This is a genomic window from Bacillus sp. TH17 (assembly GCF_016651125.1).
Taxonomy (GTDB): Bacteria; Bacillota; Bacilli; order Bacillales; family Bacillaceae_G; genus Bacillus_A; species Bacillus_A mycoides.
On record NZ_JAEKEN010000003.1, the window covers coordinates 168,397 to 183,163 of the forward strand.

Consider the following 14,767-nt stretch of genomic DNA (forward strand, 5'->3'; position numbering starts at 1 on the left):
TACCTCCTTATATTATCAAATATTCTGAAGATAAAAACTGTCGTTTGTTTTTGAAAAATAATTCTTTTGAAGATTTACTTTCTGTCCAGCATGCAAAAAGTTTACTTCTTCATCCAACTGCATGTCAATATTAAATCCCAAATCCCCCCATAGCATTTTACCAAATGTAGGCATGATTGGGCTAGAAAATAATGCTAAAATTTTTGCAGTATATAATTCTAGTGCAATAGCAGTATTTCTTCTTTGTTGATTATTCTTTAATACCGTTAAAAACTCTTCTCCCGCCGAGAATTTCTTAACAATTCTAACTAATTCATTTAATAATCTAACTACCTTTTGGGGTGAAAATGTATTTGGTTCATATGCATTCATAATTTCATTCATAATTCGATTTACATGTTGATAATACATTAAATAGTTACCTGATAATGTCTCTAATTCTGGAGCACCATTTGGAAACTCTGCTTCTAACTTGCATTTTAAATCATATAACCAAGATTCCCATTCTTGGTTTAAGTTCGTATCTACAATATGATTAAATTCTTCCATAGTGAAGTTTGTTTCAACTGTTTCCGGCCTACTATAAGATAAATAATACCTTACAACATCATGTGAAGCATTTTCTAATAATTCTTTGCCCCATACAGCATGTCCCCTGCTTGTTGAAAACTTAAGACCCTCTAGTTGATAAAATTCATTCGTTATCATTGTTTTAGGAAGAGTTATATCTTCACTATATGCTAGCCAAATAGCTGGGAAAAGCACTGAATGGAAATAACCATTATCATATCCAAAGAAATTAATGATAGTTGTATCTTGATTATTCCAAAAATCTCTTAACGTATACGAAAGATTTTTATCCTGAATTAATTCGTTTGTTGCAGATAAATATCCAGGTGCCATTTCAAACCATACATATATAGTTTGATTTTCATATCCTTCTACTGGAACTGGAATTCCCCAATCAGATACATGTGAAATAGGAATATCAGGCAAATCCTCATCTAGCATTCTCTCACATAATGCCGTTAAATGTGGCCCTATTTTTAATTCTTTATAGTATTGTTTTAATTGTGTTTTATAATTACTTAATGGGAAAAATAGTTGTTTAATTTTAGATTTCTCTGGTTCGCTGCCACAACATTTACAGGTTGGGTTTAATAAATCAATACATAAATTAGGTCTACCACATTTTTCACAAGCATTACCATCTGATAATTCATTACAATGTGGGCAATTACCTCTCACATAAGCTTCATAAAGGTGCTTATCGCATTGCTTACAGAATAGAATGTCGACTTCTTTTTCTACTAATTTACCTTCATTCCACAGTTTTTCAAAAAACTCTTTGACAAACTCAATATGGAATGTTGAAAAATGAGGTTTTACAAAAATATCCGGATTAATTTCTGCTAGTCTTAATGTTTTTTCAATTTCATTAGCAAAATGATCGGCCGTTTCTCTAGGAGATTTTTCTAATTGTCCCGCCTTAAACGGCACATAGCTTTGATGATCATCCGCCCCACTCATATAAAAGACTTCATTTCCTTTAAGTTTTAAATATCTAGTTAAAATGTCAGCTCCTGTATATGGACCAGATAGGTGCCCCACATGTAAATCACCATTCGGTGTTGGTGGTGTGGCCGTTATTAAATATTTCTTTTTACCTGAATCTAACTTCTTGCTATTTTTTTTACTAAAAGCATTTTCCCACCATATGGTGAAGAATATCAAATTTTCATCTGATGTATTTTTCAAACTATGTTCTTCAAATGGTGGAATAAAGATGGCATCCCCTTGCGTAACAGGTTCTTCTTTTTTACCCACTTTAACTATTCCTTCACCCTTAAAGATAATAAAAGTTTCAACTTCATGATGTCCATGAATTTTAGAAATTTCTCCAGGCTCTATGATTCCCCACATTGCACCAAATGGTGAATCATACAATTTATTAGAATGCGGAAATAATCGTTGACACATAATATCATATTCATTTGTAAAAATCTGTGGATTTATCTTTTCAATATGCATTTTTAGACCCCCTATATTATGAAACTACGTTTTTAGTTTTTTCTTCTGTTAATGAATTATATTCTTGTACGGTTTTTAAAATTTCATTTGATCGAATTGATAAATTAGATAATAAAGTGTCACTAAGTCCATGAGTACTTTCATTTACACCCTGCAAATAAATTCCAGGTTTAAATTTATCCGTTGTTTCTAAACGATAATTTCGGGAAACTTCAATATTATCTGAAATGTATGATTTAAGGTTTTTTAATAAAGGATGATTCTTTTTACTTTCGTACCCAGTAGCAAGAATTACAGCATCAGCTTCAATAACAATTTCTGTATGTTTAACTATGTCTTTGTAATAAACAACAGCTTTATCAGACAGTGTTTTTATCTCAGTTAATTCTAAAAATGGCTTTATTCTAAAACGGTCTTCTCCATGGAATTTTTGGTTATATAAAGCTTTATTAATTTGACTAATTAAACTTCCATCCGCAGCTGCATAATTAGTATCACTGTGGTGTTTTAATAAAGCATCTCGATTTTTTTCTGGTAAAGAATAAATAAAATCAATCATATTAGCATCAAATATACGATTAACAAGCTTACTTTCATTTACAGCTTTATATGAGAAAGGTCTCATTGTTGCAGTGATATCTGATTTCGGATAATTATTGATTAGATGGAAAAATAATTCAGCTGAACTTTGTCCTGATCCTACAACTAAAAACTTATGAGCATCATCTTGTTTGAAATTATTAATTTTATTTTTAAATTGACTAGAGTGAAATACTCTACTATTATTCATTTCAATATTTACTGGAGTTCTTGGTGTTCCACCCGTAGCCAAAACAATATTTTTAGTAATATAGCTCTCTAATTGATTAGTTTCTGTATTTTGCACAATAACTTCTAATAATTCAACAGAATTTTCAGACATAACAGGGTCTACTGAAACTACCGATCTACTATAATAAACGTGTTCTTCTAATTGAGAGGCAACCCAGGACATATAATCATTGTATTCAAGTCTTGAAGGATAAAACTCTGAGAGATTAATAAAATCGCTTAGTCTCTCATTTTCATGTAAATAATTTAAAAATGAGAATTTACTTTTAGGATTTTTTAGAGTTACAAGGTCTTTCAAAAAGGAAATTTGAATATTTGTATTATCTAAAAGCATTCCAGGATGCCATTGATAGTGCGTTTTTTCTTCCAGAAAGATTCTTTCCATTGAACTATTTTCTTCTTCTATAGCAGTTGCTAAAGCTAGGTTAGCTGGCCCAAATCCAATTCCAATAACGTCATAGATTTTATTATTCATTTGACTCGTCCTTTTCGTTTTTTAAAATTCTCGTATATAATTTTAGTTTTTTATATTTTTAAAATTAATTTCAGAAAACATTTTATTTAGACATAGTAACCTTCTTACTTAAAAGTCCAGTAATAAGTTCAATTGTTGTGTTGACAGTAATATTATCTTTATCTAATATAGGGTTTATTTCCGTGAACTCTGCCGCTATTAGGTTTGTATTATTTTTTAACATATCAATTGCCTCTTTTGTATCATCTAAACTTAAACCATGTGGAACAGCTAATCCTCCTCCAGGAGCAAATTCAGGATCTAAAGCATCTAAATCAAATGTTAGATGAACTGCATCTGTATTATTATTGAGAATCTTAATCGCCTTTTCCATAATGGATTTTATTCCATGCTTTCTCACATCGTCTGCTGTAAAAATTGTTACTCCTAAATTTTTGAGAAACTCTTCTTCCCCCGGGTCTAAATCACGAATTCCTATTTGTACGATATTCTTTGGATTAATTTTAGTTTCTTTCTCTAGAAAATCTTTAAATTTTTCGTTACCGTATCCTAAGAGAATTGCTAAAGACATCCCATGAATATTACCAGAAATCGATGTTTCAAATGTATTTGCATCCCCATGAGCATCAAACCAAATTACTCCTAATCGTTGTGTTTTTCTAAGAATTCCAGTTACAGTCCCAATTGCAATACTATGATCTCCACCTAAAACTAATGGGAAATGCCCTTTTTCCAATTCGTTCTCAACTGTTGAAGCAATATTTTTACATATATCAATTACTTCATTTGAAAACTCTTGTTTGACAATTCCATAATTTTCATTATTGGTTGAAGGAAGAGAAATGTCTCCTAGATCAACAAAATCAATTCCGATTTCAGTTAATTGTTTCGACATACCGCCATATCTTACAACATATGGTCCAAGGTCAACCCCTCCTATACTAGCTCCGAAGTAAGTAGGTGCTCCCAAAATAGATACTCTTTTATTCATAGTGTTTTCCACTCCATTTCTATAATTATACACATTGGATTACTTGGTTATAATTTGGTACTATTCAATAATTTATCGATAAATCTAGCGGTTATATTCCTCATTTAAACAAGGAATATAACAACCAGATTTACTAAAGTTTTTATGCATGAACTGGAATTTCTAATTCTATATCTAATTGATTATCTAATTCTCTAGCTCTTTTGCGCAATTTTTCTACATCAGATTTATCTTTATATGGTGCTCTTAATGAAAGTAATCCCGTTATATCAAATCCTTTTGGAGCATGATATACTTCAGATCCTACTTTAGCTACAGGATAGTAAGCCTTATACTCTGGCTGTTCAGCAACAATTCCCAATTCATTTTTCTTTATTATTCCAGATCTATATACAAATTTAATACAAGTACAAGATTTTGGTGTTGTAGATCTAGTTAAGAAGAATTCCAAAATATCCCCTTTACAATCTAATAAACCAAGAATATTAACGGCTACTAAATCAATACCATGTACATCACGTATATTACGATAAACATGTCCACCACTGATTCTAGTACTAAATTCTACAACTTTAAAATTCCCTTGCGTATCTCGGCGTAGTTCTACATTAAATAAACTGTTTTCAATAGCTAATTTTCCACATATTTCTTTAGCAATATTAACAACTATGTCTTCATCTACACCAACATACGGTAAAGTGTATTCATCTTCCTCGAAATATGGACCCATCATTTTATTTTTATTGTGAATTCCACCAAGGTAAAATTCTCCATTTAAAACGACTCCATCAACTGTAATTTCTTCCCCAGTCAGAAATTCTTCTACTAATGCCACACATTGTTGTGTTTGGTTAAAATAGAATCCTTTATTTGTTTTAGAAAGATTAATAATTTTTTCTAATGAATTATTCAATTCTCCTAAACTGTTAACTAAATATACAGATTCACTGCTAGCGGCCATAGTAGGCTTAATGATTACAGGGAAAGGAATATTTTTTATTTCTTTCTCTGCATCCTCTATAGAATTAATTTTTGCAAATTTAGGACTAGCAATAGAATTCTTTAACATAAACTCTCTCTGCTTTGATTTATCTCGAGATGTCGTAGCAGCTTCAACAGATAACGCCTTATTTTCAAAGCGTTCATTAATTTTAGCAGTTAAGACAATATCAGTTTCTTGCCAAGTCACAAAAAAACTAATTCCTATATCTTTTCCTTTTGTAAAAATATAATCTTCAGCATCTATTTCAGAAGCCTCTTCAAGTACAATTACTTCTTTAAAGCGCGCATCCATTGTTTTACTTGGTACACTCGTAAACAAGTAAAGTTCATCAGATATTCTTCCAGCGGTTTCAATATGATCACCATGAATGCTATAACCTTTTCTCATGATGATTCCAATTTTTTTATTTTTCATATGTAATCTCCTTTTCTTCTCTGTATATGTTGATATCACGTTGTAATCGTATACTAAAACTTTTGATTGTTCAATAGATTAGAAATATTTAGAAATATTTTTCCGTAAATATATTTTTATGTAAAAAATACCAAAAAATTTCAAATTGAAAGTCATACAACTAGATATTTTTACTTGAAAAAAACAAACAAAAATTCATTAAAACGCCGTAAAGTTTACCTTTTTTAAACATAAATTTACTAATTTTAACATTTATGTTTTTTTCTATTAATTATTATTTATTGATAAAATTTATTTTTCTTTAATGGAATAACATAACTGCCTATAATTAGTTGTTGTCTAATTTAAACAAACTTGATAAAAAGACATTTATTTTTACCTTTTTTATTATGCAATTATCGTTGTAATTTAAAATCTTTTTCGCAAGAGTATTCAGCAGGTGCAAAGAAAACAAGTACCGTGAGATCTTCTTTAATAGTATGAAATCTATGTTTCATGTTAGCCTTTACATAAATAATAGAACCAGATTCAACAAAAATATTTTCACTCTCTACTTCAAGTTGTGCTCTGCCATTGATAATATAATATACTTCATCTTCTGTATGTGGTTGTTGCATATCTAAAGATCCTGCTTTCAATTCATAAATTCCCATACTTAAATCTGTTTCATGCAAAAATTCATAATAATTTTTGTCAATGTTTCTTTTTTCTCTTAAAATCTGAGTAAGTTGATAATTTTTCACTTGTATCCTCCTAATGTTATAAAATTCTAGAATCAATTAACTAATTTAACTTAATAAAAGGAATATATCAGGTATAATCTAAATTTCTTCACATGTGTCTGAAAAATTAATTAAAGATATATAAACTGCAAGCATAACAAAAAGAGATAGAAATAATCCTATCTCTTTTCTACATAAGGGACATGCTTACAGATTATCCTTTCATTTCAAATTTTATTTTAATAGGAGAAATCTTAATATTCAATCTCTAAAATATTTTCTCAATATGTATAATTTAATCTTTAAATTATACTATAGTTAACTCTATTTTTAATACGTTATCCAAATGTATGATGTTTTTTCACTCTTATGAAGGGTAATAATTCAAGAATCATACTGAGATGGATCTATTATTAGCATAGTCAACAAGTCCTTGAATGACCTATCTATTTTTCCTTACATACCATACTTCTTATCAGATATAGAGGTTTGTATAAAAAATTACTAAATAATATCTCCTTGTTTTACTTCACCTTTTATTATGAATCGTGAAATAAAGAGGCAATGTATGTAATAATGACACATCTAACAATCTTAATTATAAGTGGTCTTGTGAACTATAAACATCAAAAAGGAAGCTATATGCATACTAGTATTATTATAAATATTAATATAAATATTATGGAACATGATGGTTCATTCGGCTGTGTTAAGATTAATTCGATAGCTATCAAAAATAAAATTTAACCAAAGTAAATACTACCGAGTGTTGGGTAGTTCATATAACCATTCCGTAAAATCTATAAAAATTGAAAGGAGATAAATACATATGAAAAAAATGAATTTCATTAGATCACTTATACTTATATTCACAGTTATAGCTCTAGGAGCATGCAAGAATGCAGAACTCAACAATTCACTAAATTGGGATGTGCAAAAGTTCTCATTTACAGATCAAAATGGGAAGCAATTTGGATCAGCTGAGTTAAAAGATAAAATTTGGATAGCTGATTTCTTCTTTACAAGTTGCCAAACAGTTTGTCCACCTATGACAGCAAATATGGCAAAACTCCAGAGAATGTTGAATACGGACGGGATTAAAGATGTAGAATTTGTATCATTTAGTGTTGATCCTGAATTAGACACACCAGAAAAGATAACAGAATTTATGAAGATCTATGAAATGGATGGAAGTAGGACTCATTTCCTCACGGGATATAAAAGAGCAGATATTGAAAAGTTTGCTAAAGAAAACTTCCAATCACTTGTAACTAAGCCAGAAAATGATACACAAGTTATACACGGCACAAGTTTTTATCTGATTGACAAAAATGGGAAGGTTCTAAAAAAATATTCAGGTGTCGAAAATATTCCTTATGATGAAATTATTCAAGATATAAAAAAATCCGATAAAGAATTCCATTAAGTCAATATTTAGAGGAAAATGAAAGTGAATTTTCTATAACATTTAAGACTGGGTTTGTAATAATTTTCTCAATATAGATAATCTTATTGATTATGGTTTTAATAGTGAACTACCCGCCACTTAACGTCCTAACGGACTGTTTGAAGTGGCGGCTTCTCGGTTAGTCGTTACTTTTGATAGCTAACGAATTAGTCTTAAGACAGCCGAGCTAAGTCCCTTGTTCCAAAGCTTATTTTATTGCTATTTAAGCTAACGCGAACAGGCGTATTACTTCATTTTTGATATTGATAGCTGAGAGATTTACACCTCATACACAAGAATATATTCGTTCAGACAATGACATAATTTTTACATTTCCACAACGGTTACATGTTTTTAGAGAAATAGGCTAATCCTTTTCCAGCTTCTTTATGAGTATCACTCCAAAGGGCGAGGACATGGTTAAAGACAAAGCGACTTCACCTTAACATGGTATATCTACAGTATATAAAAAAACGTAGGCTTACGCCTACTGCCATTCATTTCACACCTTCACATTTTTGTGGAAGGAGTCTCCTGTCAGAAAACGATAAAAAAGTTGAGGACCCCCCCAACTTTTCGATACATCTATTGTCTTATTAATCCTGTATAGGTAACCTGATATGTTCTTTTCTTACCTATATATTCCTGTTTTCCATTCTCAAGGTTAGTTAAAGTCGCTCGTGCTTTTTCCTTTACTGCTTCCCCTTCTATATGAGTAAATTCTATATAATCTCCTACTTTTATAAGTACTGTTTGGGTTTCAGCATTTTGTTGTCTATTTCCCACGATTTCCTTATTGTACATAACGCTCCCGGATGAGTTCTGGACTTTAATAATTGCATATGTACTATTAAAGTAAGAATGCGGTACGCCAGCTTCTAATTTGATTTTCAGCTCTTCTGCTGTTTTATTATAATCTACTTTTGCAATTTCTCTATCACTATATCCTTTTAATGACCATGCAAATTGTTTTCCGTCTAAAATTGTTGTCTCTGGCATTTTTTCTACTTTTTTTAAGCCCTCTGTTGTAACCTGATACCTTGCTGTCTTTCCAATAGTCTCATTTTTGTTATTTTCAAGATTCGTTAATGTTGCGCGTGTCTTTTCATTTACTGCGTCTCCTTCTATATGAGTTAATTCAATGTAATCTCCCACTTTTACAGACACAGTTTGGGTTTCGGCATTTTGTTGTCTATTCCCCACGATTTCCTTATTGTATATAACGCTACCGGATGAGTTTTGGACCTTAATACTTGCATATGTGTTATTGAAGTAAGAATGCGGTACACCAGCTTCTAATTTAATTTTCAGCTCTTCTGCCACTTTATTATAATCCACTTTTGCAATTTCTCGATCACTATATCCTTTTAGGGACCATGCAAATTGATTTCCGTCTAAAATTGTTGTTTCTGGCATTTTTTCTACTTTCTTCAAGCCTTCTTTTGTGACTTCATACATTACTTTTTTTCCAAAGCTTTCTTCTTTACTGTTGTCTACATTTGTGAAAGTAGCTCTATGCACACCTTCTAGATGTGTTAACTCAATATAATCGCCTACTTTGACTGGAACTTTTTGCGATTCAGCATTTTGTTGTTTGTTTCCATAAATATCTTTATTGTATACTACTTTTCCTGATGCATTTTGTACTTTAATACTCGCATATGTTTCATTAAAATAATGATGCGGTACGCCTGCTTTTAAGTCAATTTGCATTTCTTCTTTCGACTTATTGAAATTGATTTTAGCAAACTCGAAATCACTAATTCCTTTTAGGGACCATGCAAATTGATTCCCTACTAAAATATCAGAATTTCCATTTGTAATTCCTACTTTTTTCTCTACAGTTCGATCAAATATATCTGTTAATGTAATTTTAGCATAAGCTGTTTGAGGCAATTGCATAGTTTGACTTACCTCAGTTTGATAGGACTTAATATTGTCGATTACTTTCAAAGCTTGTCCCGTTAACTTTTCATTGTCATAGATTTCAATTTTCCCTTTAAACTGGGGAGTACTTTGTTCTTTCAATTTCCAAGACACATTTAATTTTTCATTTTCGAAACGAATATTTTGAATATCAAAATCCAAATTTCCCATTTCTGGTTGACTAGGCTGATTTATATTAAAAGTCTTTCCAGTACCAATCGTTGATTGCGTATTTCCTCCTGCCTTAACCCATACATATTCTGAAGTTGCTCCTCCATCGTATTGATAAGAAGTATCATCTTGCCCGGAAATACGCTGAGTATTCCAAGAATTCCATTGTTTATCTGAAACTTTTCTGCTATATCCATTTTTAAGACGTGCTTCTCTTACATCTTGTCCATTACCAGCCCAGTCCTCTTGAAACATCGATAGACCATAGTTGAATGCAACATTCGCAACTGGATGATCCATAATAGCAACTAACTTCCATTGATTTAATTTACTATCTTTTATCCACTGGCCAAACTTTGTATGGCCATCTTCTTGCCAAGAACGTAGAGTCATTCGATACCATTCACTATCTTTCCAATTATAAGTTGTTTGAACCTTCAGACCTGTTCCTTCTCCCCCAAATCTACTGGCTTCTGAAGTCGGCGATAAATATTCAGCTTTTATTGCTTGGTTTGATGCTATTGGATCCCAAAGCGCAAAGTGAAGGGTACGTTTACCGAATTGATCAAAACCACTTTGTTGTTGGAAGCCCGCATAACCACCACCCTCTCCCCCCTGATTCCAGTTATGCACAGCCCAATACGTATAAGGTGCTGTTTGGACTGGTGACCAGTCTATGCTAATAATATCTGAAGCAGCAGTATTTTGTGGTGTTACATAAACTGATGGGGCATGAGATCGGATTGCTGCCTCTGTACTAGAAATTGGTGCTCCATACATTGACAACATGGTACAAGCCGTTGAAACCATAACAATTTTTTTTATTTTTCCCCTTGTTTTTACTTTAAACATAACTTCCTATCTCCTTTTAAATTATTTTTGTTACATTGAATAATAACTCTATATATCCCTTTAAACAAATTACGTAATAAAGTAACATTAGCTTTAAAAACTAGATATATTTAATGTTTTTTTCACTTCTATTACTAATCAAATTATAGTATTTTGTATTAAAATCGTATGATTTAGGACTAAATATAAAGTGGAAATTTTATAAAATTTCATAAATATGTATTTTTAGATATTTATGATGAAAGACCCACTAAATAACTTAATTGATTTTATGAAAGATTTCCTTCCTTTATTAATCACACTATTAAACTCAGAGTTGTTTACTAGAAAAATATTATGTAAACTTTTGATTTGCCGATTAGAAAAAATAGTTTATCAATTTGCTGATATCTTATCATTAGCTAGAAAGAGCCCACTTAAAAACGTAGACTCCTTTAGGTATCTAAACATTACATATATTGCAAACATAAAAAAATAAAATCGAATTCTTCTGTTAGTTTATTTAATATTTAATGAAGTAGATAATGTATTCCAAGGTGCATTTGTAGATGTATTTTGATATTTAAATTGACCATTTTGCTGTCCCGAAGCATCCCATTTATATTCCCATCCATCAACTGTTCTATCACCATTTATATCAATCATCTTAGAATCTACTTTTTTTAGTTTTTGACCACTCATTTGTGCAATTGGATTTCTACCATATCCCATTTCATTTGTATAAATGTATAAATAGCTCCCTCCGTGATCTTTAACTGTACTTAAATTATTAGGACCAATAAATTCAACCCCGCCTAATTGAGATTCAACTTTTACCACATTTAATGATGTTAATGGTGGTGCAGGTGCTGCAGAAACATCAGTCGCTAAGCCTACTGTTGCTCCCACTACTAATGATGAAACTCCTAAAATCATTCTTTTTAGCATACTCTCATCCCCTTTCGATTTAATACAAATTGATTCTATCATACTAATTTCATACATTTCCTTCCCTTTAAAAGAGTTAACAAAAAGTATCTATTTACATATGAAATTGTGCATATTCATTGCTTTTTACCATTTATACTTACCATAAATCATACTAAAGCATAATTAGTTCTCTACCCTGATTGACTTACCACATTTGGACCCATCTCAAGGTGGCTATTCTAAGAGCTAAAAAATGGTACATAGTTCACTGGTTTAACAAATAATAATAGAATTGAAAAGCCACCTTAATTTAAGTTGTCTTTTCCTCTAGCATTATAAGCAAGATCCACCACTTGCATCAATTAACTCACCAGTTATCCAACGACTGTCTGATGATGAAAGAAAACCTACAATATCAGCTATATCATTAGGTTCTCCCCACCTATTAAAGGTCGATAAACCTGCAGCATATATTTGTCCATCTCGGTTGCCCAATGTCTCAGCGTTCATTTCTGTATTAATTATGCCTGGGAGAATTGCATTTACTGTAATACCACGAGCACCAAGTTGTTGTGCTAAAGTATGAGTGAGTGTATTTATTGCCCCCTTAGATATACTGTAGGCAAAAATACTTGGGGAGGCTACCCGTGTGACAAAAGACGAAATATTGATAATCCGTCCTCCATCTTTTAAACGTGACAAAGCCTTTTGAATAATGAAAAATGGAGCTTTCACATTAATATTCATAACTTCATCAATAGACTCCTCTGTAGATTCCTCTAACGTTAAAATCTGCCCAATTCCAGCGTTGTTTACAAGGATATCAAATGTAGTATCACCTATATATTTTTGAAGAGATTGATCCATCATTGAATACAATTTATTAATGCCGTTAAAGGTACTTAAGTCTGCACTGATTGCAAATGCAGAACCGCCATCTTGTTTAATTTTATTCATCTCATCATCCCCTTGTTTAAAATTCTACTTAGTTATATCACAAGATACCCTTTGAAATGTTGCTCTCTAATTTGATATCCATAAAACAAAAAGGCCGACTCATAAGTATAAGAGCCGGCCTTTTCACTTCACATATACAGTAGCTTTACATACAGGTTCCCTAACTGTTATGTACCTTGTGTCAAGTATAATGGTGTATTACCCAAATAATTAGCAATTCTTTCTTCCAGCCACGTAAGTCGATTACTGTCAATATGAGAAAGCACGACATGTTTAAATTCAAAAATGCTTGAATTTAATTTAGAAGATCATTTTTCTGTTAATAAAATAAAATGAGATAAGAAAACTTCACCTACAGGTAAAGCCTAAATAAACTAAAGTTAATTCATATATTTTGCTAGAATTGCATCATTACCTACCTTTGAACATTTCGTTGAGGCTTCTATGACTCCATTCAATGATATTCCAGCAGTACCTGTATTTTTCACCTTTAATTTTTGGTTTCTCAGCCATGATTGTACTTAGAAAAACTCTAAAAACTAGTTGAAAATCTTTTAGAATCTAACTTTCTTATAATTCTATTTGCTATTTCTTCAATATTTTCATTTAGAAAAAAATGATTACCTTTAAAAGAGTGAAAAGTACACGTTTTACTTGTGTATTGCTCCCATTTTATTACTTGATTATATGTAGTAAATTCATCATTTTCCCCATTTAATATAAGAAAATCAATATCACATGCTTGCATATTATTGTCATGAATATATGTCTCAACAATTTTAAAATCTGCTCTTAGAATTGGGAGGAAAATTCCCATTAATTCTTCTGATTGAAGTACCCCGGACGGTGTACCTCCCATTGCAATAACTTCTCTTTTAAATTGTTCGTTAGAAAGATTATGTCGGATATTTTTCATTTTACTATTTGGGTGGTTTCTACCGGACAAAACAAGAAATTCAGGCAATACGTTTTTAGAATCTTGTATTTTTCTGGCTACTTCATAGGCAATCAAACTTCCCATGCTATGCCCATATAGAATATAGGGCGAATGCTCTATCTGCTTAACTATACTAGTGTAGACATCATTTACGGCCTCTTCCATACTTTGGTACAAGCTTTCTTCAATTCTATATCCTCTACCAGCTAACTCTATTGGGACTACTTCAATATATGGATTAAAGTAATTTTTCCATTTTGCGTAATTAAACGCAGATCCCCCAGCATGTGGAAAGCAAAAAAGTTTAGTCTTCTGCATTGATTTTCTCCTTACTTTAAAATTTGTTTATATTTTGGCAAATTGTATAAATATCTTTAATTATTATATCCTGCGGAAATTCTTCCCTTGTTGCACAAGCAGATATCTTATAATTCGGCTCAATGCTATATTGTCTAAAGTAAAAGTCTTTAGGTATATTCTTGTATGAAATTAAAGTTCGTGACTCTTTTTTTATAGAAAATGAATTTAACGGGATATAAAGCCCTTTTCCAATCGTTTTTATATAGCTTTCTTTTAATGTCCATATATCATAAAAATAATTAATTTGTTCATCAGAATTCATACTAGATATATCATAAAATTCTTCATCTGAAAAAAACTCATTTGCTAATTTAAGAGCCTCTATTTCTGAAACTTTCTCTATATCAATCCCTACATTAGAATTAGCAGTGCCACAAACCACCCATTCTCCTGAATGTGAAATATTAAAATGAAAGTCAGAAAAGTTTTCAACAAAAGGTTTTCCATACTCATTATATATAAATCTAATTTCTTCATTACTAATTTTATACTTTTGGCAGACTAGAGATCGGATTAACAAATCTCCTATTAAAGTCCTATTAATATCACATAAATTTAATAACCGCTTCATTCGTTCTCTCTTCTCATTTGAAATCAAGTTACTAAATTGATTAAACAAATGATTTCCAATATTCTTTGGTATTTTCACAGCATGAATTTGTATGATAAATCACTTCCTTTTTAAAAGGATGGCTTCCTATGTATACGTTATAGAAATTCAATTTCATTTTCTAACTTGCA

10 protein-coding genes and 2 pseudogenes are annotated in these 14,767 nt (G+C 31.1%); 1 reads left to right on the plus strand and 11 read right to left on the minus strand.

Features of this window, described 5'->3' with window-relative positions:
* Positions 1-15: 15 nt before the first annotated feature.
* From JFT95_RS27545 to JFT95_RS27565, 5 genes are all read right to left on the minus strand, one after another.
* Positions 16-2,031 (minus strand): class I tRNA ligase family protein, encoded by a 2,016-nt coding sequence (locus JFT95_RS27545; protein WP_201053824.1) that lies wholly within the window; start codon positions 2,029-2,031, stop codon positions 16-18.
* A 16-nt stretch (positions 2,032-2,047) separates the two neighbouring features.
* Positions 2,048-3,337 carry a lysine N(6)-hydroxylase/L-ornithine N(5)-oxygenase family protein gene (locus tag JFT95_RS27550; RefSeq protein ID WP_201053825.1) on the minus strand — a complete coding sequence of 430 codons (1,290 nt, stop codon included), beginning with the start codon at positions 3,335-3,337 and terminating at the stop codon, positions 2,048-2,050.
* An 82-nt stretch (positions 3,338-3,419) separates the two neighbouring features.
* Complete coding sequence (gene rocF, locus JFT95_RS27555; protein ID WP_016102640.1) at positions 3,420-4,328, minus strand: arginase; 909 nt, start codon at positions 4,326-4,328, stop codon at positions 3,420-3,422.
* Between the two features lie 142 nt (positions 4,329-4,470).
* Positions 4,471-5,745, minus strand: coding sequence for an ATP-grasp domain-containing protein (locus JFT95_RS27560; RefSeq protein WP_201053826.1), 1,275 nt, complete (start codon positions 5,743-5,745; stop codon positions 4,471-4,473).
* Between the two features lie 395 nt (positions 5,746-6,140).
* A complete protein-coding gene (locus JFT95_RS27565; protein WP_078205060.1) occupies positions 6,141-6,488 on the minus strand; it encodes a cupin domain-containing protein in 348 nt (115 codons plus the stop codon).
* A gap of 808 nt (positions 6,489-7,296) precedes the next feature.
* Here JFT95_RS27565 and JFT95_RS27570 point away from each other — a divergent pair.
* Positions 7,297-7,893: an SCO family protein gene (locus JFT95_RS27570; RefSeq protein ID WP_201053827.1), complete on the plus strand. Its 597-nt coding sequence runs from the start codon at positions 7,297-7,299 to the stop codon at positions 7,891-7,893.
* Between the two features lie 244 nt (positions 7,894-8,137).
* Here JFT95_RS27570 and JFT95_RS29720 read toward each other — a convergent pair.
* The 6 genes and pseudogenes from JFT95_RS29720 to JFT95_RS27595 form a co-directional block, all read right to left on the minus strand.
* A pseudogene (locus tag JFT95_RS29720) lies at positions 8,138-8,275 on the minus strand (RNA-guided endonuclease TnpB family protein); the annotation flags it as partial.
* A 224-nt stretch (positions 8,276-8,499) separates the two neighbouring features.
* Positions 8,500-10,863: a putative mucin/carbohydrate-binding domain-containing protein gene (locus JFT95_RS27575; RefSeq protein ID WP_201053828.1), complete on the minus strand. Its 2,364-nt coding sequence runs from the start codon at positions 10,861-10,863 to the stop codon at positions 8,500-8,502.
* Between the two features lie 498 nt (positions 10,864-11,361).
* A complete protein-coding gene (locus JFT95_RS27580; protein WP_201053829.1) occupies positions 11,362-11,847 on the minus strand; it encodes a DUF4879 domain-containing protein in 486 nt (161 codons plus the stop codon).
* A 258-nt stretch (positions 11,848-12,105) separates the two neighbouring features.
* Positions 12,106-12,726, minus strand: a pseudogene (locus JFT95_RS27585) (SDR family oxidoreductase); the annotation flags it as partial.
* A gap of 535 nt (positions 12,727-13,261) precedes the next feature.
* Positions 13,262-13,984: a thioesterase II family protein gene (locus tag JFT95_RS27590; protein ID WP_201053831.1), complete on the minus strand. Its 723-nt coding sequence runs from the start codon at positions 13,982-13,984 to the stop codon at positions 13,262-13,264.
* Positions 13,985-14,000: 16 nt separating this feature from the next.
* Positions 14,001-14,675, minus strand: coding sequence for a 4'-phosphopantetheinyl transferase family protein (locus JFT95_RS27595; protein WP_043314397.1), 675 nt, complete (start codon positions 14,673-14,675; stop codon positions 14,001-14,003).
* Between the last annotated feature and the right edge of the window lie 92 nt (positions 14,676-14,767).